This is a genomic window from Micromonospora sp. NPDC001898 (assembly GCF_042891255.1).
Lineage (GTDB): Bacteria > Actinomycetota > Actinomycetes > Mycobacteriales > Micromonosporaceae > Micromonospora.
The window spans coordinates 170,525-193,815 of sequence record NZ_JBIATC010000007.1 but is presented as its reverse complement, the minus strand read 5'-3'; the positions used below and the strand labels follow the sequence as shown (position 1 = coordinate 193,815).

Genomic DNA, 23,291 nt, shown 5'->3' with positions numbered 1-23,291 from the left:
GCTCCTGACGTCGTGAGTGTCCTCGTCCACGTCGCGACCGCGCTGCCGGACGCCGCCCGACCAGCGGTGCTGCGCCGGGAGGCCGAGACCGCCGGCGCCCGTCTGGCATTCCTGCAGGGCGGCGAGCCGACGCTCACCCACGTGCTCGACCTGCTGCACGCCGACGGCGTCCGAGAGGTTCGCCTCGAACCGGTGAGCACCGACGACCTGACCTACGCCCGCTCGTGGGTGGGACGCGTCGCCGGCCACTGGCACCGCCAGCAGATCGACCCGCCGGTCATCCGGTTCGGAGAGCGGACCATCACCGGCCGCGAGGCGCCGTTGTCGTCACCGGCCTGGGACACGCCCCCGCCGTACCGGCACCATCTGCTGCTGTGCCGTGGCCCGCGCTGCAGCGCCCGAGGTGCGGACGAGACCTACCGCGCGCTCGTCGGCGCGCTCGTCGAGCACCGGCTCACCGACTCCGACGTCCTCATGGCGCAGACCGGGTGCTTGTTCCCGTGCAATCACGGCCCCGTGGCCGTCGTCCACCCCGACGGCGCCTGGTACGGGCCGGTACGACCCGGCGACGCGGCACGGCTGGTCCGCGAGCACCTTCGCGCCGGCCGCCCGGTCGACGACCTGCGCCTCGGCTCCCGGACCATCTCCAACGAAGGAGAAGCATGACCCGCATCGCTCTCATGTCCACGTCGGACACCGACCTGTTGTCGGCGCGTGCCAGCGGCTCGGACTACACCTGGGCCAACCCTGTCCGGGTGACCGACGAACGCCGCGCCGCCCTGACCGCCGGGGCGGACCTGGTCGTGCTGCGCGTGCTCGGTTCGCCCGAGGACGTGCGGGATGTCGCCGCCCTGGTGCGCGACGCCGGACGTCCCCTGGTCGTCCTCGGCGGGGAGCGGACGCCGAACGCCGCACTCATGGAGCTGTCAACCGTGCCGATCGGCGTGTGCGCCGAGGCGCACCGCTACCTCGCCGAGGGAGGCGCGGAGAACCTGGGTCAGCTGCACGCCTTTCTCTCCGACACGGTGCTGCTGACCGGCGAGGGCTTCGAGCCGCCGGCCGTTCTACCCGAGTGGGGCGTCGGCCGGCCGGCCGTCGGGAGCGGGCTGCCCCGGATCGGCGTCCTGTACTACAGGGCACACGAGGTGAGCGGCAACAACGCGTTCGCGCACGAGCTCGCCGACGCGATCGACGCGACCGGCAAGGCCGTCGGCGTGCCGATCTTCGTCTCCTCGCTGCGGGCGGCGCCCGACGAGCTGTTCACCGAACTCGCCACGCTCGGCGCGATCATCGTCACCGTACTCGCCGCCGGCGGCTCCAAGCCCGCCACCGCCAGCGCCGGCGGCGACGACGAGTCCTGGAACGTCGAGCGGCTGCGGGCCTTGGACGTCCCCGTGCTACAGGCGCTGGCGCTCACGTCCAGCAAGGCCGAGTGGGAGGCATCCGACGACGGCGTCACCCCGCTCGACTCCGCGACCCAGATCGCCATCCCCGAGTTCGACGGCCGGCTCATCACCGTCCCGTTCTCGTTCAAGGAGGTCGACGCCGACGGTCTGCCGCGCTACCAGACCGACGCCGAGCGGTGCGACCGCGTCGCGGGCATCGCAGTGAACCACGCGCGGCTCCGACACGTTCCACCGGCCGAGCGCAAGGTGGCCCTTGTCCTGTCGGCCTACCCGACCAAGCACAGCCGCATCGGCAACGCCGTCGGCCTCGACACGCCCGTATCGGCGATCCGGCTGCTGCGCGCGATGCGCGACGCCGGCTACGACCTCGGCGCGCCCGGCGAGATCCCCGGGCTCGACCCGCTCCCGCCGGTCGAGGGGGAGGACCCCGACACCACGGCCGGCAACGCGCTCATCCATGCGCTGATCGAGGCCGGTGGCCAGGACGAGGAGTGGCTCACGCAGGCCCAGCTCGGCGAGTCGCACGTGCGTATCGGCCGCGACGACTACCTGCGCTGGACCGCCCACCTGCCGGACGAGCTTCGTGACGCCATGGTCGAGACCTGGGGCGAGGCCCCCGGCTCACTGTTCGTCGACGACGCCGGTGACATCGTGCTGGCCACGCTGCGCGCGGGCAACGTCGTCATCCTCATCCAGCCGCCACGCGGCTTCGGCGAGAAGCCGGTCGCGATCTACCACGACCCCGACATGCCACCGTCGCACCACTACCTGGCGGCGTACCGCTGGCTCGAGCACGGCTTCGGCGCCGACGCGGTCGTGCATCTGGGCAAGCACGGCTCGATGGAGTGGCTGCCGGGCAAGAACGCCGCGCTCTCGGCCGGATGCGCCACGGACGCGGCCATCGGCAGCATGCCGCTGATCTACCCGTTCCTCGTCAACGACCCCGGCGAGGGCGCCCAGGCCAAGCGCCGCGCGCACGCCACGATCGTCGACCACCTCGTGCCGCCGATGGCGCGCGCCGAGAGCTACGGCGACATCGCCCAGCTCGAGCAGCTGCTCGACGAGCACGCCAACGTCGCGGCCATGGATCCGGCGAAGCTGCCCGCGATCCGCCAGCAGATCTGGACGCTCATGCAGTCCGCGCAGATGCACCGCGACCTCGGGCTGGAGGAGCGACCCGACGACGAGGAGTTCGACGACTTCCTGCTGCACGTCGACGGTTGGCTGTGCGAGATCAAGGACGTCCAGATCCGCGACGGGCTGCACGTCCTGGGCCAGGCGCCGACCGGGGAGGCGCGGGTCAACCTCGTGCTCGCCGTGCTCCGCGCCACGCAGGTGTGGGGCGGCCAGAACCGCGCTCTGCCCGGCCTGCGCGCCGCCCTGGGGCTCGCGGAGGACGCCCCTCTTCCCGCGGTCGACGCCGTGGAGGGGCAGGCCCGTGCCCTGGTCGAGGCGCTGGAGAAGGCCGGCTGGGCCGTCGACGCGATCGACGCGCTGCACGACGACCCGGTCGTGCGCGACGTCCTGCGGTTCGCCGCCGAGCAGGTCGTCCCGCGCCTGGCCGCCACCACCGACGAACTGACCAACGTCCTGCACGCGCTCGCCGGCGGCTTCGTCGAGGCCGGGCCGTCCGGCTCCCCGCTGCGCGGACTGGTCAACGTCCTGCCGACCGGTCGCAACTTCTACACCGTCGACCCGCGTGCCGTCCCGTCCCGCCTCGCGTGGGAGACGGGACAGGCGATGGCCGAGTCGCTCGTCGCCCGGCACCTCGCCGAGACCGGCGAGCACCCGCGCTCGGTCGGCCTGTCCGTGTGGGGGACGTCCGCCATGCGAACGTCCGGTGACGACATCGCCGAGGTGCTCGCGCTGCTGGGCGTGCGCCCGACCTGGGATCCGGCCTCGCGACGCGTCAACGGCCTGGAGGTGATCGACCTCGACGAGCTGGGTCGTCCGCGCATCGACGTGACCGTGCGCATCTCGGGCTTCTTCCGCGACGCCTTCCCGCACGTCATCGAGATCCTCGACGACGCCGTGCAGATCGTCGCCGGGCTGGACGAGCCCGACGAGCTCAACTTCGTCCGCGCGCACACCCGCGAGGACCTCGCCGAGCACCGCGACCTGCGGCGGGCCACCACCCGGATCTTCGGCTCGAAGCCGGGTTCGTACGGTGCCGGCATCCTCCAGGTCGTCGAGTCCGGCACGTGGCGCGACGACGCCGACCTGGCCGCGGTCTACACCGCGTGGGGCGGCTTCGCGTACGGCCGGGGGCTCGACGGTGTCGCGGCCACCGACGACATGCGCACCAGCTACAAGCGCATCGCCGTCGCGGCGAAGAACATCGACTCGCGTGAGCACGACATCGCCGACTCCGACGACTACTTCCAGTACCACGGCGGCATGATCGCCACGGTCCGCGCGCTGACCGGCTCCGAGCCGAAGGCGTACGTCGGGGACTCGACCGTGCCGGACGCCGTACGCACCCGCACCCTCCAGGAGGAGACCAACCGCGTCTTCCGCTCACGCGTCGTCAACCCGCGCTGGATCGCGGCGATGCAGCGCCACGGGTACAAGGGCGCGTTCGAGCTCGCCGCGACCGTGGACTACCTGTTCGGCTTCGACGCGACGGCCGGCGTCGTCCACGACTGGATGTACGAGTCGCTGGCCCGCGAGTACGTCCTCGACGAGACGAACCAGGAGTTCATGCGCCGCGCGAACCCCTGGGCGCTGCGTGGCATCGTGGAACGGCTGAACGAGGCTGCTGACCGCGGACTGTGGTCCGAGCCGGACACCGAGATCATGGCGGAGATGGCGCGGGTGTACCTGGAGGTCGAGGGCGACCTGGAGGACGACGCGTGACCCGCCGCCTCGCGCTCGTCGGGCTGGGTCCGGGCGACCCCGAGCTGGTGACGGCCCAGGCCGCCCGGGTGCTCAACGAGGTCACCTACTTCCTCGTCGCCGACAAGACCGAGCAGCACCCGGGCACGGCCGACCTCATCGCGATGCGCGAGGCGATCTGCGAGCGGCACGTCACAGGGGAGTGGCGGCTCGTGCACGTCCCCGACCCCGAGCGGGACCGTGCCGACCCTGCCGACTACGCCACCGCGGTGCGCGACTGGCACGAGGCGCGGGCGCAGGTCTACGAGCAGGCACTGCTGGACAACCCGGGAGATGCGGCGGTGCTCGTGTGGGGCGACCCTGCCCTGTACGACTCGGCGATCCGGCTGGCGGACCGCATCGTCGAGCGCGGACGCGTCGACGTCGCGGTGGAGGTGGTGCCTGGTCTCAGCAGTGTCCAGCTGCTCGCGGCCCGCCACCGACTCGTGCTCAACGCGATCGGTGGCCCGATCACGATCACGACCGGCCGGCGCCTGCTCGAGGACGCGGCAGACGGCGACAACCTCGTCGTCATGCTCGACGGGGCGTTGACCTGCCGCCGGCTACCCGACCCCTCGACCTGGCAGATCTGGTGGGGCGCGAACCTCGGCTCGTCCGACGAGCAGCTGGTCGCCGGCCGCCTGGACGAGGTCGCCGACGCGATCTGGTCACGGCGGGCGGAGGCGAAGCAGGGTCGGGGCTGGGTGATGGACACCTACTTGTTGCGTCGACACTGAGAAACAAGCGGCCGTGGTGCCCCAAACGCCTGCTCTCGGCGGCCGTGGCGATGGCATCTCGTGACCACTGGGCCTCATGGTTGCCGGCCTGTCGATGGCGTGGCCGGCCGGCCCGGCCGATGCCGGCCGGAGGTCGCCGCGGCAGATCCGGACGTTCGACGAGTGCCCCACGGTCACGACGTGCGCTCCCCGCCGGTGGGTCGCCACCGGGCCCCTGACTCGCCGTGCCAGCATCGCCCTGTGCGCAACGAACAACGCCTACGAACACGGACGCCCGAGTCACGAGCCTTCGCGGAACGGGTGCAGCTCGTCATGAGCCTGACCTCGCGCCTCAACGGGCTGCCGTTTGGCGACCTCGACGCGCGCAGGACGGTGCTCACCGAGATCTTCGGTCAACCGATCCCCGACTCCCTGTCCATCCTGCCCCCGTTCAATTGCGACTACGGGCTTGGCGCATCGTTCGGCGAGCGCGTGTTCATCAATCAGGGATGCTTCTTCCTCGACTACGGGGGCATCACCATCGGTGACCGCGTCCTGATCGGTCCCCGAGTGACTCTGAGCACGGCTGGACACCCCGTCGAGCTCGACGAACGGTACGACTTCATCACGCACGCGCCCATCGTCATCGAGGACGACGTGTGGATCGGCGCCGCAGCCACGGTCACCCCCGGAGTCACAATCGGTCACGGCTCGGTCGTCGGCGCAGGCGCCGTCGTCGCGAAGGACGTGCCGCCGCTGAGCGTGGTGACGGCAACAAGCGTTGTCGAGCGAAAGCGTCTGAAACCGGCATCTACCGCAACCGCCTGAGGCTGCGCGCTCCACCCGCGCACGACGGCAGAGCCGTGCGCCCGAACTCCGCCCACCTCCCGCTGGTGCCTCGTCATGCAGCCTTGAAGGTGCCGTCTGCGGCCGACTGAGATGCCGAGGGCGGCGGGGCGGCCCGGTCCGGACCGGCCCCGCCGGGAATCACTCGGGAATGACGAACTGGGCGGTGCTGGTGGTGTCGTAGTTGACGCCGTTCTTCTCGGCGTGGTGGGTGCAGTTGACCGTGACGGTCCGGGACTGGACGGGGACGCCAGTGACCGGGACAGTCGGAGACCAGAAGCTCACGTCGACGAGCGCACCGTTGTTCTCGGAGTCGTAGTCGTCACTGGAGTAGCTGAGCACGGTGGCGGAGCACCGGACGTTGATGTAGTTGGCGTCCACCCGGTTGTTGCTCCAGGTGGCGAGCCGGGAGTATCCGCGGACCTTGACTCCGCCGCGGCGCAACGGCCAGGATCCTTCGTGGCCGGTGTCTTCCAGTTGGATGACGCCCTGCAGGTTGTAGGCCGGCGGCGGAGGCGTAACGGGGCCGCCACCGCCGCCGCCGCCACCGCCACCGTCGCAGTCGATGGGGCACTCGGGTTCCCAGGCGTGTGCTGGCATGGCCACCGCGCCGGTGCCCGCGAGGCAGGCCAGCAGGGCGATTCCGACGGTTGCAGTGCGTCTGAGCACGTCATCTCCGGTCAGTAGGCATTCAGGATGATCACCTAGGGCGCTTGATCGAGCGCGTAGAGTATCTACCCGGCTTTCGCTGGCGCAATATCGACCATGCGGCGCGCCGTCGCCGCCGTCCGGTGCTTCCGTCCACCCGGGGACCTTTGTCAGCGCACCCGGACAGCGGAGGACTTCGAGGTTGGAGCCCCGCTTTACGACGGCGCTCCAGGGCGGCTTCGACACATGTCGTTGCCCGTGATCGTCAGGAACCTTCGGGCCGGACCTGCGTCACGCCATCAGCGCTGTAGCGTCAGCAGACCTGGCCGGTAGGGGAGGAGGCCGTAGTCACCGCCAGAGCTGGGGGAACGTCCCTGGTAGAGGAACTGCAGCTTGCAGGCGTCAACGGTCATGGTGTGGTCCGCGTTGCTGCGGATCAGTTCGCCGTGGCTGATGTCGTTGGTCCAGGTGGCGCCACTGTTGGCCTTGCCGGCGAAGGGGTTGCTCTCGGTGGCGGCCTGCGGGGTCCACGAACCGTCCAGGTTGGTGGCCGTGAACGAGCGGAAGTAGCGACCCTGCGAGCCGATCGCCTCGACGATCATGAGGTACTGATTCTGGCCCTGGACCTTGTAGACCTGAACCGCTTCGAACAGGTTGTTCGTCGTGTCGCTCATGACCACTGTCGACGTCGTGCCGAAGCTGCCGGGGAAATTGCCGATGGGCATGCTGGCCCGGTAGATCTTGCCGTTGTCCCCGGCGAAGAACATGTACATGTTGGCGCCGTCACCGATGACAGCTTGGTCGATCGGCCCCGTACCGGAGCCGGAGATGCTTCCGGAGAAGAGCGTCTGCGGCGGGGACCACCCGTTCGGGTTGGTGGGGTCGCTCGACGTCCGGTAGGAGAAGGCGGGCCCACCCCACTGGTACGCGAGCACCCAGATGTTCCTCGGGGCGAAGTAGAAGAGCGTAGGCGCGACAGTGGCGGACGACATCGCGTTCTGGCTGGCCGTGGCCATGTCGGACCAGTTGGTGAAGAGGCCGAAGTTCATCGAGCCCCACGACGTTCCCGTGTCGTGTGTCGTGGCGTAGACGAGTTGCCTGCCGTTGTGGGGCGCGACGGTGAAGTCCTTCAGCGAGACCCAGCCCGACCGCGGGTTCGCCAGCGAGCCCGTCGACGTCCAACGGTACGTCGACGGAAGAGTGCACGTGCCAGTGGGAGTCGGCGTCGGCGAGGTGGCGGGTCCGCCGACCCGGACCAACTGCCACTGCTGGTTCGTGCCGTTCCAATCGGTGTACTGCACGACGGGGGCGCTGTCAGCGGTGGACAGGTTCTGGACCTCCACCGCCTTGCCGCTGTTCTGGTTGATCAGCCGGACGTAGCCGCCCGTGCCGACCAGCCGGAACCGCTGGTTCGTTCCGCCGTGGTCACCGTACTGCACGATCGCGGCACCGTCCGCGGTCGAGTAGTTGGACACGTCCAGCACCTTGCCCGAGTGCCGCGCCCGGATCCGGTAATAGCCACCACCGGAGTCGACGAACTGCCACTGCTGATTCTGCCCGCCCGAGCGGGCGTACTGCTGAACGCAGGCATTGTCCGCCGTGGACGAGCCACACACGTCCAGTGCCTTGCCGCTGTTCCGGTTCAACAGTTCGTACCACGCGCTCGGGTCGATGGGGCCCGGCTGCGTGGCGGTCGGTTGAGGTGTGGCCGTGGCCGACGAGGTGGGAGAAGGAGTCGCGCTGTTCAACGCGTCAAGGGTGGAGGTGTAGGCGGCCTTCTTGTTGCCGTTGCAATCGAAGAGCAGCGGGGTGCCGCTGGAGCGCCACGAGTCGCAGTCCCGTACACCCCACGCCGTGACACCGTTGCAGCGGGCCACGGCCAGGCAGTCGTTGATCACGTTGCGGAAGGCGGTGGCTTGCCCGCTGCCGGAACCCTCGATGTCCAACTCGGTGATCTGCACGTCCACACCGAGGGCCGCGAAGCTGGACAGGGTGGTGCGGTAGTTGCTCGGGTACGGCGAGTTGGCGTTGAAGTGCGACTGGAACCCGACGCAGTCGATCGGCACGCCACGCTGCTTGAAATCGCGCACCATGTTGTAGACGGCCTGCGTCTTCGCTTGGGTCCAATCGTCGGTGTTGTAGTCGTTGTAGCAGAGCTTCGCGCCCGGGTCGGCGGCGTCCGCGGCCCGGAACGCGGCCTCGATCCAGTCATTGCCGGTACGCTGCAGGTTGGAGTCGCGCCGCGCGCCACTGGTGCCGTCGGCATACGCCTCGTTCACCACATCCCAGGCCACGACCTTGCCCCGGTAGTAGGTGGCCACCCGGGTGACATGGTTCAGCATCGCCTGGCGCAGGGCACTGCCGCTCATGTTCTGCATCCAGCCCGGTTGCTGCGAATGCCAGGCCAGGGTGTGGCCGCGTACCTGCCAGCCCCGGCTGAGGGCATGGTTGACGATCCGGTCGGCGTTGGTGAAGGTGAAGTTGTTCTGCTGCGGCTCGGTCGCGTCGATCTTCATTTCGTTCTCGGGAGTGACGCTGTTGAACTCCCGGTTCAAGATCGTTGTGTACGCGCCGTCGCTGAGCTTGCTGGCGGCGACGGCGGCGCCGAAGTACCGACCCGACTGGGCCGCAGCCGCACCCAGGGTTGTCTCGGCGGCCTGGGCGAGATTGGGAAGCAGGGACACGACGAGAGCCGCGACGACCGCGGCGATGCCGGAGACCGAGAGCGTGCGAAGCCGACGCCTGGTGGGACGGGTCCGGGAGACCATGCTGATCCTCCAACGGGTGGGTAGCTGGGCTGTGCGGCCAGCGAGTACAGCTCGCGGTGAGGGTCCAGCCGCCCGGCCGGCAGGGGTGGTGGCGACGGGCGTTGGGCTCCCCGCGCAGTCGACGCGAGTGCTTTCGAGTTCTGCGGGTTGACTGCCGCGGACATGGACCGCCTCGCCCGGCCTGCTGGTCGGAGTCGAGGCGGTACCGCGACTGACCTGGTTGTTTCGTGGTGGGTCCTGGGTTGATCGGCTTGTGTTAGCGCTCACACTCATCGACGGTTATAGGTTTCCAGAAAGTTGCGAGATTCTCAAGCGATAGTTTCGAGATGATCGCCAGATCGTCAACGTGATCCGGGAAGTCCCAGCTCACCGTCGGCCTTACGCCGGCCCGGGGCGTTCGCCGGACGACGAGGATTGCACCAGGATCCGCCGCCCCTCGCGCTGCGCGTCCGACGGGCCGCTGACCACAGTCAGCCCACCAGGGCCAGGCCGGCCAGCGATGTGGCCGCCAGGACGGCAGTACCGATGGCGCCGGCACTCACCGCAGAGCGGCCACTGCCCGCGACGGCCCGTAGGTTGACCGCGGCACCGAGCGCGAACATGGCTGTGGCCAGCAGAAGTGTGCTCGTCGTGGATGCGGCAGTGAGCACTCCGCCGGGCAGCCAACCGGTGGTACGCAGCGCCACCATCGCAAGGAATCCGGCCACGAACCACGGAAGGACCGGCGGAAGCTCAGCGCCGTCGTCCTTCCGCGCCGCCGAGCGGCGACCGATCGCGACCGCTGCGACGAGCGGCGCGAGGAGTGCCACCCGGAACAGCTTCACCACCACCGCGGTGGACAACGCGGCCGCGCCAACCGCTCCTCCGATGGCCACCACCTGACCGACCTCGTGCACGCTCGCCCCGATCCACATGCCGAACATGGCCTCGTCGAGCCCGAGCAGTAGACCCGACACGGGGAGGACCGCCAGCGACAGTGTGCCGAGCACGGTGACCACGGCGACCGCTGTGACGGCGTCGTCATCCTCTCCGTCGGCAACCTGGTTCATCGCGGCCACCGCCGACGCCCCGCAGATGGCCACCCCCGTCGCGACGAGCAGCGCGCGGGCCGGAGTCAGGCCGAGCCGCCGCCCGACCCAGCGGGTGACGACGAACGCGGTGGCGACGCTCACGAGCACCGCGACGATCGGCCCGATCCCGAGCCGGTAGATGTCGGAGACGACAAGTTGCAGGCCGAGCAGCACAATTCCGGTACGCAGGAGCGTCGACGAGGCGAGCCGCAGGCCGTCCCGGAGTCGCGGACGGTATCCGCCCAGCGCACTCAGCAGCATGCCGAGCGTGATCGCCACCACCAGAGGGCTGGCCGCTCCGATCTGGCGGTTCACGGCGTACCCGATGGCGGCGGCCGTGCTGGCGACGAGCAGGCCCGGCAGCGCGGCCGCGAGCCGGTCGGAGCTTCGCCGCGCCCGGGTACGGTCGTCGCCCGCTCTGGTCGGACTCTTGATCGCCATGAAGACAGCCTGAAGCCAGCGCATCGTGACCAGTAGTCCTCGGGCGCGGTGCACGTCATAGCCTGTGGCTATGAGTCAACTTCCTGATCTGCTGTCGCTCCGCCTCCTGGCCCGGGTGGCAGAGTTGGGCAGCGTCGGCCAGGCCGCCCGCGCGATCGGGATGGCCCAACCGTCGGCCACCAAGCGGCTCGCCGCCCTGGAGCGCCAGGCCCGGCTTCCGTTGCTCACCCGGACGCCGCGTGGGTCGGTGCTGACCGACGACGGCAAGGTCGTGGTGACCTGGTCACTACGGCTGCTGGCGGCCGCCGACGAGTTCCAGAGCAGCCTCACCGCGATGCGGCAGGCGCGGGCGGCCCAGCTTCGCATCGCCGCCAGCATGACTGTCGCCGAGGCGTTGCTTCCCCGTTGGCTGCACCGTCTCGGTCAGCGGGAGCCCGACGTGCGGGTCGGTCTGACCGTCGTCAACTCCGCCGAGGTCGCCCGGATGCTGGTGTCCGATGAGAGCGTCGACATCGGGTTCGTCGAAGGCCCGACGGTGCCGGACGGGCTGGACCACCGCATCGTCGGGCATGACCACCTTGTCGTCGTGGTGGCGCCGCAGCATCTGTGGGCTCGGCTCAACCGCCCACTGCGGCCAACCGAGCTCGCGCACACCCGGCTGGTGGTCCGGGAGGCAGGTTCCGGCACCCGCGAAACACTGGAGTTGGCCCTGCGCGACCTGGACCCGCTGCCGCCCCACCTCGCTCTCGGTTCCAACGCCGCCGTCAAAGGAGCCGCCATGACCGGCACCGCGCCCGCAGTGCTCAGCAGGTATGCCGTCGAGGCGGAGTTGACCTCCGGCCAACTGGTGACCGTGCCGGTGGATGACCTGCCGCTGAGTCGGACGTTGCGGGCGGTCTGGCCGTCTGGCAGGCGCCTCACCGGATCCGCGACGGCCCTGTTGCAGGCGATCGACGCGTCGCCTGTCACCGGTCCGATCCCGTCAACGCATGTGTGATCCTCCGCTCAGCGGGCCTTCTTCGTCGCCCGCTTGCGGGGCGGCGTCAGCAGGTCGGCGATCGCCGCGATCGCGGACGGCACCAGGCGGTAGTACGCCCAGACGCCGCGCTTCTCGCGCTCGATCAGGCCGGCCTCGGTGAGGATCCGAAGGTGGTGACTCACGGTCGGCTGGGAGAGGCCAAGCGGCGCGGTGAGGTCACTCACGGACGCCTCGCCCTCCGGAGCGGACTGAATCAGACTGAGCAGTCGCAGCCGGGCGGGGTCGGCGAGTGCCTTCAGCACTCCCGCGAGCCGCTGGGCATCGGCGCGCTTGATCGGCTCGCCAGCAAGCGGCGAGATGACAGGTGTAGCAGTTTTCGCAGTTCCCACGTCTTCTATCGTTCCACCAACACCATCGATAGTCCGGCGGAACCGGAACCCGGGTCACCACAAGTTTGGTCCGTCGCCCGGCCGACGCCGACGGCCGGCGGTTCACCATGCCCGCCGGACCGCATCCCGGAGCGCTGCCGGGTACGCCTGGCGACGGCGGGAGCGTGCCCTGCCCGATGACCTCGCCTCCGTGGCGCAGAGCTGGCTGCCGGTGTTCGTGCTCGCCACCCTGTCCGGGAACGCGGGAATGGGGGAGCGGGGCCAGGCCCGAACATCGATGCCGGGCCCGGCGTGGTCGGCCCACCCCGCCGGCAGCCCGGGCCGGTCTCCGGCCTCGTGGGCGACGTTGTCGGCGGTCCAGATGTCGAATGCCTCGGTGGCCATGGGCCGGACACCACCCCGACGGGGATTCGGCCCGGAACCACCATGATTCGGACGGACGTCGGCCTTTCGACCTCTGTAGCATCGCTGCGACGACGAAGGGGCGCCGAGTGAACGACATCATCCCGACCCTGCCCGATCTGGGGCTGGAGTTTCTCCCCCTCGACCCGGGCGATCCCGGTACGGTGGGCGACATTCGGCTGCTCGGCCGGATAGGCGAAGGCGGCATGGGCCGTGTCTATCTTGGAGTGACCCAGGCCGGCCGGGCTATGGCGGTGAAGGTCGTCAAGGACCCCTACTCGGCCGATCCCGCCTTCCGCGCCCGCTTCGCGCGCGAGGCCGCGATCGCCAAACGGGTCGGCGGGGTCTTCACCGCCCCCGTGCTCAGCCACGACTCCGAGGCCGTCCGCCCGTGGCTGGCGACCGCCTTCGTGCCGGGCCCCAATCTCGCCGTCGCCGTCGCGCGCCACGGAACACTGCCGTTGCACGGCGTGTGGCGACTCGCCGCCGGGGTGGCCGAAGCCCTCAAAGCCATCCACGCTGCCGGCATCACCCACCGCGACCTCAAGCCCGGCAACGTGCTGCTCGCCGCCGACGGACCCCGCGTCATCGACTTCGGCATCTCCCGGGCCGACGGCGAGCTCGACCTCACCCAGACCGGCGTCCGGATGGGCACCCCGTCCTACATGTCACCGGAGCAGCTGCGCGGGGAGCGTTCCACCCCCGCCACGGATGTCTTCGCCCTCGGCTCTGTCGTCGCCTTCGCCGCCACCGGGAAGGCTCCTTTCCGCGCCGGCAGCGCCGGGGAGCTCGTCTACCGCGTCACGCAGGGCGAACCCAGTCTCGACGGCATCACAGATCCGGGACTGCGGGAGCTGATCAGCCGGTGCCTGGCCAAGGAGCCGCATCTGCGCCCCACGCCGCAGGACGTCATCGCCGCCTACGTCGACCGCAGCGCGGCAGCCGCCGGGCAGGACTGGCTGCCGGAAGGCCTTGAGGAAACCCTCACCCAGGCAGGGATCGCCCCGACCATCCCCATCGGACCGCCCGGCGTCACACTGGCTTCGACCGCCGTGCTGAACGACACCGCGTCGGTCGGTCCAGACCGGCCTACCGTCACTGATGCACGAGATACCGCTCCCGAGGTCGCTGATGCACGGGATTCCGTTCCCGAGGTCGCTGATGCACGGGATTCCGTTCCCGAGCACGTCGGCACGAAGCCGACCAAGCTACCGGATCTGACGACCTATGCCATGTCGTCGACCGACACCCGGCGCCGGAGATGGCGTCGACCGGTCATCGCCGGGGTGATCGGCGTGCTCGTGGTGATCCTGGCCGGGGCCTATCTCGCCGATGGCAGCGCGGAACGCCGTGAGCCCTCGGCCGGCAGCTCCCCGACCGGCGCTGCCGCCGTGGCCGCCGTCCCGCCTGCCACCGGGGCCTCCCGCCCTTCCACCGTTCCCGGTGCTACCGGTACGACTGGCGCATCCGACGGCGGCCCAGACGCGGCTACCAGCCCTCCGGTCGGTTCGACGCCGGCCAAGGCCGATCCGGGCATCCCGGTGCCGACCAAGGCCCATCCGAGCGCCGGGGCGCCGACCAGGGCCGATCCGGGCACCCCGGTGCTGCCCTCGGGCCCGTTCAACGCCGACAAGATGGTGATCGTGAGCTCCGACGGCACCGTGCTCAGCACCACCGGCACGAACGACGGCTCGAAGGTGGTGACCGCCGCCTGGCGGAACGTTCCCGGCCAGAGGTGGAAACTCGCCGGCAAGATCATGGTCGTGAGATCCTCTCCGTCCAAGCAGCACACCATCGGCTACGACGGGCTCGGCGTGCTGTCGCCGGCCAGCAGCGGAAATGTCTTCGGGTGGGTCTACGACTCGGCGAAAGGTCAGCTCCACAACGGGAACTCGAGCGGGTGCCTGACCTCCCACGGCCCCGGCCGGCAGGTCACCTACGGCATGTGCGACGGCAGCCAGAACCAGCGTTGGCGAATAGTCTCGTGATCGCTGCACCCCGCGCTGCGCTCACAGGCGGTTCTTGCTGTTGCGGGCTTCCTCGCCCACGTGTCGGGCGGCCTGGGTGCCCTGGTCGCGGACTTCGGCCGCGCCCCGCGTCGCGGTGCTCCTGATGGCTTCGGTGGCCTGGTGCGCGGGTTCGCGCAGGTTGTCCTGTGCCTGGTGGGCGATGTCCGCAGCCTGTTGCTTGACCGGGCCGGAGTGTGCCTGAGCCTGCTGCTTGAGGCGCCCGGCGACCTTCTGTTCGGGGTTGCTGGGCGGGATCAGGGACGAGGCGAGCAGCCCTACTCCGAAGGCGATCAGGCCGGCGGCGAGAGGGTTGCCCTGGGCCTGCTGTCTGGACGCTTCCGGTAGGGCTCGGGCGTGTTGCCCGGCGGAGGACAGGGCATCGGCGGTCTGGTGGGCCGCTGTTGCGGCGTGCTGGCCTCCCGCTTCGCGGGCGTGCTGCGTGCTGCCCATGACCTTGTCGACGGCGCGGGCGAGTCGCCCGCGGGCCTGGTTGATCGGTGCCGTCATCGCCCGTTTCGGGTTGGCCTTGTGGGTGAGGGCGTCGACGTTGGCGCTCAGGTCGGTTCTGGTGGCCTCGATCTCGGCACGAATCTGGTCGGGATCGCTGGTCATGCCGGTTCACCTCATTCCGGTCCTAGCGGCCCCGCAGGGCATCGGGTATCTCCTGTGCGGTCTGCTTCGTACGCGGTAGGGCGCGGATCGCGCTGAGTTGCTTGCGCGCCCGGACGGCCAGTACGCCGCCGACGACAGCCCACAGCACGGCGACGATCAGTGCCGCCCAGCCTTGGTCCATGACGTTGGACAGCCCCCACCACAGCGCGTTGGACAGGAACAGGAGGGTCAGCAGCGCCGCGATCACGGCGGCGACGACCATCGCCGCGACGGTGCCAGCGGTACGGGCTTCCTGCCGAAGCTCGGCCTTGGCCAGCTGGACCTCCTGCCGTAGCAGGGTGGACAGGTCACGGCTGGCGTCGGCGAGAAGCTGGCCGATGGACTGCTGCGCCTTGTCGTTGCCGTCGCCCCGGGGCGGTGGCGTGGTCACGGCCCCACCTCACTGCCCGTCGGCCCGTGCCGCACCGGAGCCCGCGCGCTGGCGGAGGGTGGGACGTGCAGCGCGCCGCCGGGATGCTCCTCGGGCTGTCCGGACGGTTGGTCGGTCGAGCCGCCCTGACCGCTGGAGAGGGCGCGGCCCAGGCGGCCGGCGAGTAGTCCGGCGATACCGGCAGCGGCGAGGAAGGTGCCCGGGTGGCGGCGGCCGTAGTCGCGGATCTCGTCGAGCAGATCGCCGGGTTCGCGGTTGTCCAGCCAGCCCGCCGCCTGCTGGGCGGCGTCGGCGCCCCGGCGGACCAGATCGGCGGCGACGCCCTCCTGGTGACCGTCGTCGGCCATCGACCGCAGCTGGGTGCCGAGGGTACGCAGACCGTCGGCGGCCCGCCGCTGTTGCTGTTCTGCCTGTTGCCGGGCCTGGGCGGAGGCCTCCTCAACGAGGTTGCGCGCCTGTCGGCGGGTCTCGGCGGCCACCTCCCTGCCCTGTTCCACGGCCTGGTGCGACACCTGGCCGGCGGCCTGCGTCGCATCGCGGCCGACGCCGACGGCGGCATCCCGGGCCTGCCCGGTCTTGCCGCCCGGCCCGTCCGGCCGATCTTGCAATCCCCTCGTCATCCGGTTTCCCCTCGTCGGTCAGGCCCGTCAAGTCGGTACGCGCGGTTACCCACGCCAACCGGCTTCATGCCTCGCTTGTCTCGTCCCGGCATCGTTCTGGTGCGGTCAGCCGAATCTCGTCCGACCGGATCGACGGTCGGACCAGACCGAAGGTGCGGGCGCCGGAGCGAGCCGGCAAGGTCATCTCCGTCTGGGCCATCGGCAACCCGTCGCCCACGGACGGGTGATCTGTTGCGTGGCGCGCCGCAGGCGAGGGCACCAAGATGACGGCCAACGTGCGACGCCCCTGAACCGATGGGTCAGCCGTGCTTGGCCCCCGACATGCTGAACTAGCCGTGTGCAGGGGCGTCGAGGCGGGCGCTCACGGGCGGGACAGCGGTCTCGCCCAGCGGCCCTGCGACGTCGTCCCCGCTGAGGGAACCGTGGACAACCTCCCCATGCATGCCGGTGTCGTGCCTGCGGCGGCGCAGGGTCAGCATGCTCGCCGCCCCGGTCACCGCACCAGCCGCGAAGGCAAGGACGAGTGCTTGCTGAGCGGCGGACTTTGTCTTGCGTGCCATGACTACCCCCTCAATCCAACCTGAGCGCACAGTCCTGATTGTCGGACTCGGCGGCCCGAACCATGCACCTGATCGGCGGACCTGTATGGATGCGACAGAGGTTGCAAGTCCCGTCGGGTGATGAGTTCGGGGTGTCAGGGAGCCGGGCCTGGTTCGACCGCTGGCTCCTGCCCTGAGTCGTGGGGTGAGTCGCATGCTCGGACTGCTGGGGGAGTGGTTTCGGCGACTGCTGGACCGCCCCGGTCGGGTCGGGTCGGGCCGGCGCGGTTCGGTCAACTGCCGCCGCCCGGCCACCGACCTCCCCTGCGTGACCTGGGTCACCATTTCACCTCGCCACGGATTGTCGTCCGGCCGTCCGGGCTGCACCCGGACCAGCCGGACCTGCGACTCCCGCAGGTCCGGTCCTTGTCGTCCCGCCGGCCCGACCCCGGTACGCCCGTCGCCGCCCGGCCGAGGGCCCCTGTCGTGTCGGTCACTACTGTTAGCGTGCCCTGCGTCGTCGATCGCGGCCGATTCCTTATGAAATCTGACTGATTTGTCGCTGCGGAGGGTGTTCCTGATGAGCTGGCTACCGGCGGGAGACTCGTACGAGATCTCTCTCGTGGACGGAAAGGTGGCGGCCCGGTCCACCGGCCCGCGGGCAGCCGGCCGTCCACTGAAGACTCTGCCGAAGGCGCTGCGGGACAACCCCGAGGTGGACCGGCTGCGCCAGCTCGCCCAGTGGCTGGACCGGCACACCGCCGAATGCCTGGCCCGGGTCGACGCCTGGGTGACGTCCTCGCTGCCGGTGCCGACCGGGCTGCTGGCCCGGGTCTGGCCCGACCCGTCCTGGCGGGACGCGCTGCGCGACCTCGTGGTGCTCGGGGACGACCCGGCCGAGCCGGGCTTCCTGCGGGACGTCACCGACACCGGCGACCTGCGCGTGGTCAACCTCGACGGGGAGACCGTCCGGTTCTCGCCGGCCAGCGCCACGCTGCCCCACCCGGTGCGCCTGCCCGACCTGGCCGACCTGGCCGAGTTCGCCGACGAGCTGGACGTTACCCAGCGGGTCGAGCAACTGCGCCGGGGCACCTGGGGCAAGCCGGCCAACCTGAAGGACCGGGACACCACGATCACCGACTTCCGCGGCGCCACGGTCCCCAACCGGCTGGCCGCCCGAGCCGCCACTCTCGGCTTCCGGGTCTCCGGCTCGCAGGTCAGGTGCCGGGTCTGGGAGGCAGGGCGCACGGTCGAGGCCGCCATGTGGTTCGACGAGGACTACTGGGACTCCGAGGCGACCCTGGGCACCCTCTCCTGGTCGGTCGTGGACGGACCGACGCTGCGGTTGACCGAGGTCGGGCCGGTGGCCTGGTCGGAAGGAATGCGGATGGCGACGGCCCTGTCCGGCGCCGTGACCGGAACGGGGAACAAGGGGTGACCGGGGTGACGACCATGTCGGGCGAGGATTCGGCCGAGAGCCTGCTGACCGCCGGCGCGGTGCTGCCGACCGGCACCGCCGGGGCCGGCGACCGGGCGGTGCCCCTGACCGCCCGCACCTACCGGCACCCGGCCCTCGACGACCGTGTGGTGGTCCGCCTCGTCGACGCGGCCCTGGGCGAGGGTGAGGACATCGCCCTCGGGTTCCTCGGCCTGGCGCCGGGTGCCGAGCCGGCTGTCGTCGGGCTGGGCCCGCGCCGCCCGTTGGCCTTCCCCGAGTGGGTGCTGGTACACCACCCGGCGGACGGCCGGCACGCGTTGGCCGTGGTGCCGGAGTTGCAGAAGCTGGCTAAGCAGCTACGGTCGCGGCCGAAGGCCGCCCTGGACGGGTACCAGGGCATCGCCGACCGGTTCGTCCGCACCATGCCGCACCTCCTGCCGACCTTCTTCGAGCAGGCGGCGCGGGTGTTCCTTGCCGCCGGACAGGACACCTACGCGACGCAGCTGTTCAACAAGGCGCGCAAGGCCGAGGCGCAGCACGGCCTGCCGGTCGACCTGAACCGGCTGGACGAGGTCTACGTGGAGTTCGCGTCGGCCAGGGTGGTGTCCGCGACCGCGTTGGCCGGCTACGCGAAGGAGCTGTCCGCCCAGTTGCCGGCCGACGAGGCGCTGGAACGGTTCTGCCGGCTGGCGCTGCGGTCCGCAGCCGCCGGTGTGGTGCCGTCCACGCAGTCGGCCAACGCGGTGATCCGGCTGGTCCGGACCGCCACCAAGGCCGCTGGCAAGGCCGGCGCCGCCGCTGTCGCCGACCGTGAGGCGGCCTACCTGACCGAGCTGCTCCGGCTGCCGGTGGCCGCCGAGGTGCCGGCCGGCTGGTGGAAGGCGCACCTGCCGGCGGTGACGGCGCTGGCCGGCCGCGACCCGGCGATCTGCGGCAGCCTGCTCGACCTGATGCCCACCGACCGGGACAACCTGGTCACGTGGCTGGCCCTGTTGACCGACACCGGCGCGCTCGACGGACTGCTCGACCCGGACGTGCCGGACGCGGCCCGCCCGCAGGACGGCTCCGTGGGCTGGCTGCGCCGCTTCGTGAGCCGGGCCAACTCCGGCCACCACCGCGGCCGGGTGCCGGAGCTGTACCCGCTCGTCGAGCGGATGGCCGACCGGCTGCGCGCCGAACTGGCCGACAGCGGCGAGACCCTCACCGCCGACGGCGACCTGGACCTGCTCGACCTGCTGCTCGCCCTCAACCTGCCGGTGGCCCCGCCGGAGAAGGGCGACTCCCTGGCCCTGGCGCAGTGGGCCACGGTCGAGGGAACGCGGGATCTGCTCGCCGTGGCCGGTGACGAACGGTTCGCCGGGGCACTGCGCCGGGGCCTCGACCAGCTCGACGACCAGCAGCACGCCCTGCGCCGGATGGCTGGGACGCCGGGCATCCGGCCGTTGCTGACCGACTGGCTGCGGGCCCGGATCCGCGACCGGTTCGCCACCGGACTGCCGTATCTGCCGGAGTCGGTGGACTGGCTGGGCCGGCTCCCGGTTGAGGCGCTGCGCCTGGTGTCCGACGACCTCGGCCGGGCCGGTGACCCCGGTCAGGGCGGCGACCTCGGCCAAGCCCTCGGTGTCGACCTCGCTGAGCGCGTCGCCCGCAGCCTGCGCGGCGGGCTCATCGACGAGCTGGGCTGGCCGGACTGGGAGCTGGCCTGGCAGGAGGTGACCGGCGGCGACCACCGGGTCGAGCTGACCCGGCAGGAAGCCTGGCCGTACGTGATCCTGGGCGGGCCGACCACGGTGCGCGTGCTCGGCGCCGAGGGCATCGTGCTCCGCCACGACCTGCGCATCCCGACCGGCGACATGTGGGACCGGCCCGGCTACCACTACGTCGACGGCCACCTGCTGGTCTTCTGGCGTTCCCGGGAGCTCGGCTACGACCTGCGCGGCTACTGGCACTCGTCGCCCGGCGAGCCGCAGCCCATCGGCGGTCGCCAGCAGCGCGGGAACCAGATCACCCTGCCGCTGGCCGGCGGCGGGCGGACCACCGGCGACGGCGTGCTGCACGTCGGCGACACCGCTGTCCCGGCGCAGCTGCCGGTCATCACCGACGGCACCTCCCACTGGGTCTACCGCTCCACCGAGGACGACGGCAACTACGGTTGGCACGAGTACGACCCGGCCAGCAACACCCACGGCCGGCGCAGCCTGCCCCGGTTCCTGGCCGACCTCCCGATCGGCGGAGGCCACCTCAAGGAGTCGGCCAGCTGGCTGCGGCCGGCCCTGTCCGACCGGGCCACCCCGGCAGCCGTGCCGGTGGACGGCCTGCTCGGCTGGCGGGTGGTCACCCTGCCGGGCGGCTCGGTACGCGGCGAGGACCTGGCCGGTCGCACCGTCACCGTGGCCCCGGGACAGGAACCGATCGCGGCGTTGGTGCTGCCCGGCGACGACCGGCCGCGGGCCGTCCTCAAGGGTCTCGTCCTGGTCGACCCCGACGGGGCGGTGTCGGCCGCCGTCGGGCCGCCGTCCAGCCGGGACTACACCCCCGACGCGGTCCCGCTGCCGGGGCGGAGTTTCCTCGGCAACATGCTGCCCCGGGACCCGGCCGGCTCCACCGCGCTGCGCCGGATGGACCGGGACACCGCCGCCGTGCTGCTCAAGGTCGCCCTCGACGAACGCCGCGCCGCCCTGGCCGAAGAGGCCGCGCGGGCCGCCGCCCAGACGGCGACCCGGTCCCGGTTGACCGCGGCCACGCAGGCCGTCACCGGCCTTCCCGTCACCGTCCCGGCGTCCATGGCCGGCGCACCCGCCGGCACTCCCGGTTCCGGACCATCCGCCTCCGGCGGGAACGACAAGGACGTGCTGGTCGAGCTGGTCCGCGCGACGTTGCCGGCAATCAGCCACGACGCGGTGCTGGCCGGGGTGGCCGGGGTGCTGCGGATGGCCGCCCGGGTGCGCACCGACCTGGACACGGTGACCGAGCGGCTCGCCAGGTCGTTGTCCGCCCCGAAGGCGGTGGCGCCGGCGACCACCGCGACCGGACCCACCGACGAGCAGCTCAATTTGGCGCTGGACGGTCTGCGCGGCTCGGCCTACAGGGCGACCAGTTCGACCCACGCCTTCACCCAGTTCCAGGCGTTCGCCGTTCAGCGGTCCGCCACCACCGGGAGTGAACCCGCCGTACGGCTGCACCTCGACGGACCGTCCCTGCCGGGCGCTCTGGACTGGTGGCCCGTGCTCGGCGGTGTCGCGGCCGTCGCCTACCGGGCCGTCACGGCGGTCACCCCCGACGACCACCGGGAGACGCTGCGCGCGCTGCTCACCGAGCTGGACCGGCTCGATCTGAGCACGGCGGCCGAACCGACCCGGTGGCGTCGGTTCACCCTGCACCTGCTGGACGAGGACCTGAACAACCCCGACGGCACGCGCCGGTACCCCAGGCCGGGCATCCTGCCGTTGTCCGACGGGGCGTTCATCGCCGTCCTCAACTCCAGCGGCACGGCCACCGGCTACCACTTCGAGGCGCTGCATCACGACCCGGCCGGCGCGTTCGCCGTGCCCGAGCCGTACACGGTGCAGTCCTCGGCATTGGTCGGTGCCGAACGGCCGGCCGGCTGGCTGGCCGGTTTCCTCACCGAGTGGGCCGCGCGCGGCCCACTGCCCTGGCGGCCGGAGGCGGCCGAGCAGTTCGCCGAGCTGACCGGCGTCACCCCCACCGCCGCGAAGCTGGTGCTGGCCGGCCTGCCCCACGCGGACTCGGCGAACACCGTGCCGACCGAGTTGCGCAGGGCGCTCGGGGTCAAGCAGGTGGGCGAGGTCAAGCTGGCCTTCGGGATCCTGAAGGAGGCCCGCCCGCAGCTCCGGCGGGCCGTGGTCTCGGCGCTGCTGCCGGACGACCCGGCCCGGCTGTGGACCGACGGTCCGGCCGTGGCCGCCGCCGCGGCGGTCTGGAACGCCGCCCTCGGGCACCGGGTGGTGGTGCCCGAACAGTTGCTCGCCGAGGCGGTGCGCGCGGTCCGAACCGGCTGGGGGCCAGCGAAGGCGTTGCCGGCGCTGCTCGATCCGGCCCGCTCGGTCGAACTGCGTACCGACCTGGCCTTCGAGATCAGGGGCGACCGGGCCCGGCAGGTCGACGGCCGGGCAGCGGGCTTCACCGGTGAGGTGCTGCGCTCCACGATCGCCCTGGCAGCCTGGGTCGCCCACCACGCGCCGGCCGGCGACCCGTGCCGGGCCGCGTTGCCGGCCGCGCTGGCCGTGACCCGGGACCGGCTGGCCAACCCCGGCCTGCTGCTCGACCTCGACCAGTACGTCTCCCTGCCCGAGTTCCGGCAGGTGGCGGGCACCCCGTCGGAGACCGGCCCTGGCTGGGAACGGTACGGCGCCATCGTCCTGGCGACCCACGACAGCCAACCGTCGCCCGCGTTGCGGCCGGACCTGCTCGACGCCGACGGGACGGACCCGTACCTGCCGGCGCTGCGGTCAGACGCGGCCAAGCCGTACCCGATGGAGGTGGCGCTGCGCCTGGTCCGCGAACCGCGGTTCGCGGCGCTGCTCGGCGACCCGGGGGAGCCGGCCGGCGGCGCGCGGGCGGCGGACGGGACCTGGTGGCCGCAGGATCCGACCCGGTCGGTGCCCGACCTGGTCGCCGAGGTGGCCGGGGAGCACGGCCTGGGTGCCGACGCGGCAGCGGTGTACCTGATGCTGCTGGCCATGCCGGACCCGACCGACCGCAACACGGCCAGGTGGACCGGCTGGAAGCCGGCCCGGCTGAAGGCGGCCCGCGCCGAACTGGCCGGCACCGACCTGGTCATCGAGGCCAGCCGGTCCCGGGCCGGCCGGTCGCTGTTCCTGCCCGGCCGGTGGCTGGAGCGCGGCGGCGGGCAGTCGCCGATCGAGGGCTGGAAGGTCACCCTGTTCGACCTCGCACCCGACGGTACGGCCGGGCTCGGCGTGACCGTGCCGCTCGAACCGGCCGCCGGCCTCTACCTGCGGGCCTGGCAACGCCTCCGCGACGGCGACCGGCCCCGGTTCGACCATCTGCCCACCCGCTGACCCCGCAGGACGGTGCTGCCCCGGCGACCGTCCCGGCCGTCGCGGCGCCACCACCCCGCTGT

At 71.4% G+C, this 23,291-nt stretch carries 18 protein-coding genes; 9 read left to right on the top strand and 9 right to left on the bottom strand.

The window, feature by feature from the left end:
* Positions 1-12 precede the first annotated feature (12 nt).
* From ACFYZF_RS18360 to ACFYZF_RS18345, 4 genes are all read left to right on the top strand, one after another.
* Positions 13-666, top strand: coding sequence for a ferredoxin (locus tag ACFYZF_RS18360; RefSeq protein WP_387022001.1), 654 nt, complete (start codon positions 13-15; stop codon positions 664-666).
* A complete protein-coding gene (gene cobN, locus ACFYZF_RS18355; RefSeq protein ID WP_387021998.1) occupies positions 663-4,262 on the top strand; it encodes a cobaltochelatase subunit CobN in 3,600 nt (1,199 codons plus the stop codon). Before ACFYZF_RS18360 ends, cobN begins: the two co-directional genes overlap by 4 nt.
* Positions 4,259-5,017: a precorrin-6A synthase (deacetylating) gene (gene cobF / locus ACFYZF_RS18350; protein WP_387021995.1), complete on the top strand. Its 759-nt coding sequence runs from the start codon at positions 4,259-4,261 to the stop codon at positions 5,015-5,017. The genes cobN and cobF overlap by 4 nt, the downstream gene beginning before the upstream one ends.
* A gap of 240 nt (positions 5,018-5,257) precedes the next feature.
* Complete coding sequence (locus ACFYZF_RS18345) at positions 5,258-5,824, top strand: sugar O-acetyltransferase (protein ID WP_387021992.1); 567 nt, start codon at positions 5,258-5,260, stop codon at positions 5,822-5,824.
* 159 nt (positions 5,825-5,983) lie between these two features.
* Here ACFYZF_RS18345 and ACFYZF_RS18340 read toward each other — a convergent pair whose 3' ends face one another.
* The 3 genes from ACFYZF_RS18340 to ACFYZF_RS18330 all read right to left on the bottom strand — a co-directional run bounded on the left by ACFYZF_RS18340 (position 5,984) and on the right by ACFYZF_RS18330 (position 10,643).
* On the bottom strand, positions 5,984-6,511 hold the full coding sequence (locus ACFYZF_RS18340) for a hypothetical protein (protein WP_387021990.1): 528 nt from the start codon (positions 6,509-6,511) through the stop codon (positions 5,984-5,986).
* Positions 6,512-6,789: 278 nt separating this feature from the next.
* Positions 6,790-9,258, bottom strand: coding sequence for a non-reducing end alpha-L-arabinofuranosidase family hydrolase (locus ACFYZF_RS18335; protein ID WP_387021988.1), 2,469 nt, complete (start codon positions 9,256-9,258; stop codon positions 6,790-6,792).
* A 470-nt stretch (positions 9,259-9,728) separates the two neighbouring features.
* Positions 9,729-10,643 carry a YeiH family protein gene (locus tag ACFYZF_RS18330; protein ID WP_387022173.1) on the bottom strand — a complete coding sequence of 305 codons (915 nt, stop codon included), beginning with the start codon at positions 10,641-10,643 and terminating at the stop codon, positions 9,729-9,731.
* On the opposite strand from ACFYZF_RS18330, the gene ACFYZF_RS18325 reads away from it, so the two are divergent.
* Positions 10,597-10,782, top strand: a complete 186-nt coding sequence (locus ACFYZF_RS18325) for a hypothetical protein (protein WP_387022184.1) — start codon at positions 10,597-10,599, stop codon at positions 10,780-10,782. The two genes, ACFYZF_RS18330 and ACFYZF_RS18325, sit on opposite strands and share 47 nt — an antisense overlap.
* Positions 10,783-10,839: 57 nt before the next feature.
* Positions 10,840-11,766 carry a LysR family transcriptional regulator gene (locus tag ACFYZF_RS18320; RefSeq protein ID WP_387021985.1) on the top strand — a complete coding sequence of 309 codons (927 nt, stop codon included), beginning with the start codon at positions 10,840-10,842 and terminating at the stop codon, positions 11,764-11,766.
* Between the two features lie 8 nt (positions 11,767-11,774).
* Here ACFYZF_RS18320 and ACFYZF_RS18315 read toward each other — a convergent pair whose 3' ends face one another.
* Both ACFYZF_RS18315 and ACFYZF_RS18310 read right to left on the bottom strand, forming a co-directional pair.
* Complete coding sequence (locus tag ACFYZF_RS18315) at positions 11,775-12,137, bottom strand: ArsR/SmtB family transcription factor (protein ID WP_387021982.1); 363 nt, start codon at positions 12,135-12,137, stop codon at positions 11,775-11,777.
* Between the two features lie 102 nt (positions 12,138-12,239).
* Complete coding sequence (locus ACFYZF_RS18310) at positions 12,240-12,521, bottom strand: hypothetical protein (RefSeq protein WP_387022182.1); 282 nt, start codon at positions 12,519-12,521, stop codon at positions 12,240-12,242.
* 107 nt (positions 12,522-12,628) lie between these two features.
* Between ACFYZF_RS18310 and ACFYZF_RS18305 the strand changes: the two genes are divergently transcribed.
* Complete coding sequence (locus ACFYZF_RS18305) at positions 12,629-14,527, top strand: protein kinase (RefSeq protein WP_387021979.1); 1,899 nt, start codon at positions 12,629-12,631, stop codon at positions 14,525-14,527.
* 21 nt (positions 14,528-14,548) lie between these two features.
* Here the strand turns inward: ACFYZF_RS18305 and ACFYZF_RS18300 are convergent, their stop codons facing one another.
* From ACFYZF_RS18300 to ACFYZF_RS18285, 4 genes are all read right to left on the bottom strand, one after another.
* A complete protein-coding gene (locus ACFYZF_RS18300) occupies positions 14,549-15,160 on the bottom strand; it encodes a DUF3618 domain-containing protein (protein WP_387021976.1) in 612 nt (203 codons plus the stop codon).
* Between the two features lie 22 nt (positions 15,161-15,182).
* Entirely contained in the window at positions 15,183-15,590 is a 408-nt protein-coding gene (locus ACFYZF_RS18295; RefSeq protein ID WP_387021973.1) for a phage holin family protein, read from the bottom strand.
* Positions 15,587-16,210: a hypothetical protein gene (locus ACFYZF_RS18290; protein WP_387021970.1), complete on the bottom strand. Its 624-nt coding sequence runs from the start codon at positions 16,208-16,210 to the stop codon at positions 15,587-15,589. Before ACFYZF_RS18290 ends, ACFYZF_RS18295 begins: the two co-directional genes overlap by 4 nt.
* A gap of 329 nt (positions 16,211-16,539) precedes the next feature.
* On the bottom strand, positions 16,540-16,770 hold the full coding sequence (locus ACFYZF_RS18285; protein ID WP_387021967.1) for a hypothetical protein: 231 nt from the start codon (positions 16,768-16,770) through the stop codon (positions 16,540-16,542).
* 559 nt (positions 16,771-17,329) lie between these two features.
* Between ACFYZF_RS18285 and ACFYZF_RS18280 the strand changes: the two genes are divergently transcribed.
* Together ACFYZF_RS18280 and ACFYZF_RS18275 are read left to right on the top strand one after the other, a co-directional pair.
* Positions 17,330-18,187 (top strand): DUF4132 domain-containing protein, encoded by an 858-nt coding sequence (locus ACFYZF_RS18280; RefSeq protein WP_387021964.1) that lies wholly within the window; start codon positions 17,330-17,332, stop codon positions 18,185-18,187.
* 14 nt (positions 18,188-18,201) lie between these two features.
* The gene (locus ACFYZF_RS18275) at positions 18,202-23,229 is read left to right on the top strand and encodes a hypothetical protein (RefSeq protein ID WP_387021961.1); all 5,028 of its coding nucleotides are present in this window, start codon (positions 18,202-18,204) and stop codon (positions 23,227-23,229) included.
* The last annotated feature ends 62 nt before the right edge of the window (positions 23,230-23,291 follow it).

Excerpts from the sequence above, each read along its gene's own strand:
- cobN (WP_387021998.1), top strand. The coding sequence starts at position 663 with ATGACCCGCATCGCTCTCATGTCCACGTCGGACACCGACCTGTTGTCG.
- ACFYZF_RS18335 (WP_387021988.1), bottom strand. The coding sequence starts at position 9,258 with ATGGTCTCCCGGACCCGTCCCACCAGGCGTCGGCTTCGCACGCTCTCG.
- ACFYZF_RS18320 (WP_387021985.1), top strand. The coding sequence starts at position 10,840 with ATGAGTCAACTTCCTGATCTGCTGTCGCTCCGCCTCCTGGCCCGGGTG.
- ACFYZF_RS18310 (WP_387022182.1), bottom strand. The coding sequence starts at position 12,521 with ATGGCCACCGAGGCATTCGACATCTGGACCGCCGACAACGTCGCCCAC.
- ACFYZF_RS18300 (WP_387021976.1), bottom strand. The coding sequence starts at position 15,160 with ATGACCAGCGATCCCGACCAGATTCGTGCCGAGATCGAGGCCACCAGA.
- ACFYZF_RS18290 (WP_387021970.1), bottom strand. The coding sequence starts at position 16,210 with ATGACGAGGGGATTGCAAGATCGGCCGGACGGGCCGGGCGGCAAGACC.
- ACFYZF_RS18285 (WP_387021967.1), bottom strand. The coding sequence starts at position 16,770 with ATGGCACGCAAGACAAAGTCCGCCGCTCAGCAAGCACTCGTCCTTGCC.
- ACFYZF_RS18280 (WP_387021964.1), top strand. The coding sequence starts at position 17,330 with ATGAGCTGGCTACCGGCGGGAGACTCGTACGAGATCTCTCTCGTGGAC.
- ACFYZF_RS18275 (WP_387021961.1), top strand. The coding sequence starts at position 18,202 with ATGTCGGGCGAGGATTCGGCCGAGAGCCTGCTGACCGCCGGCGCGGTG.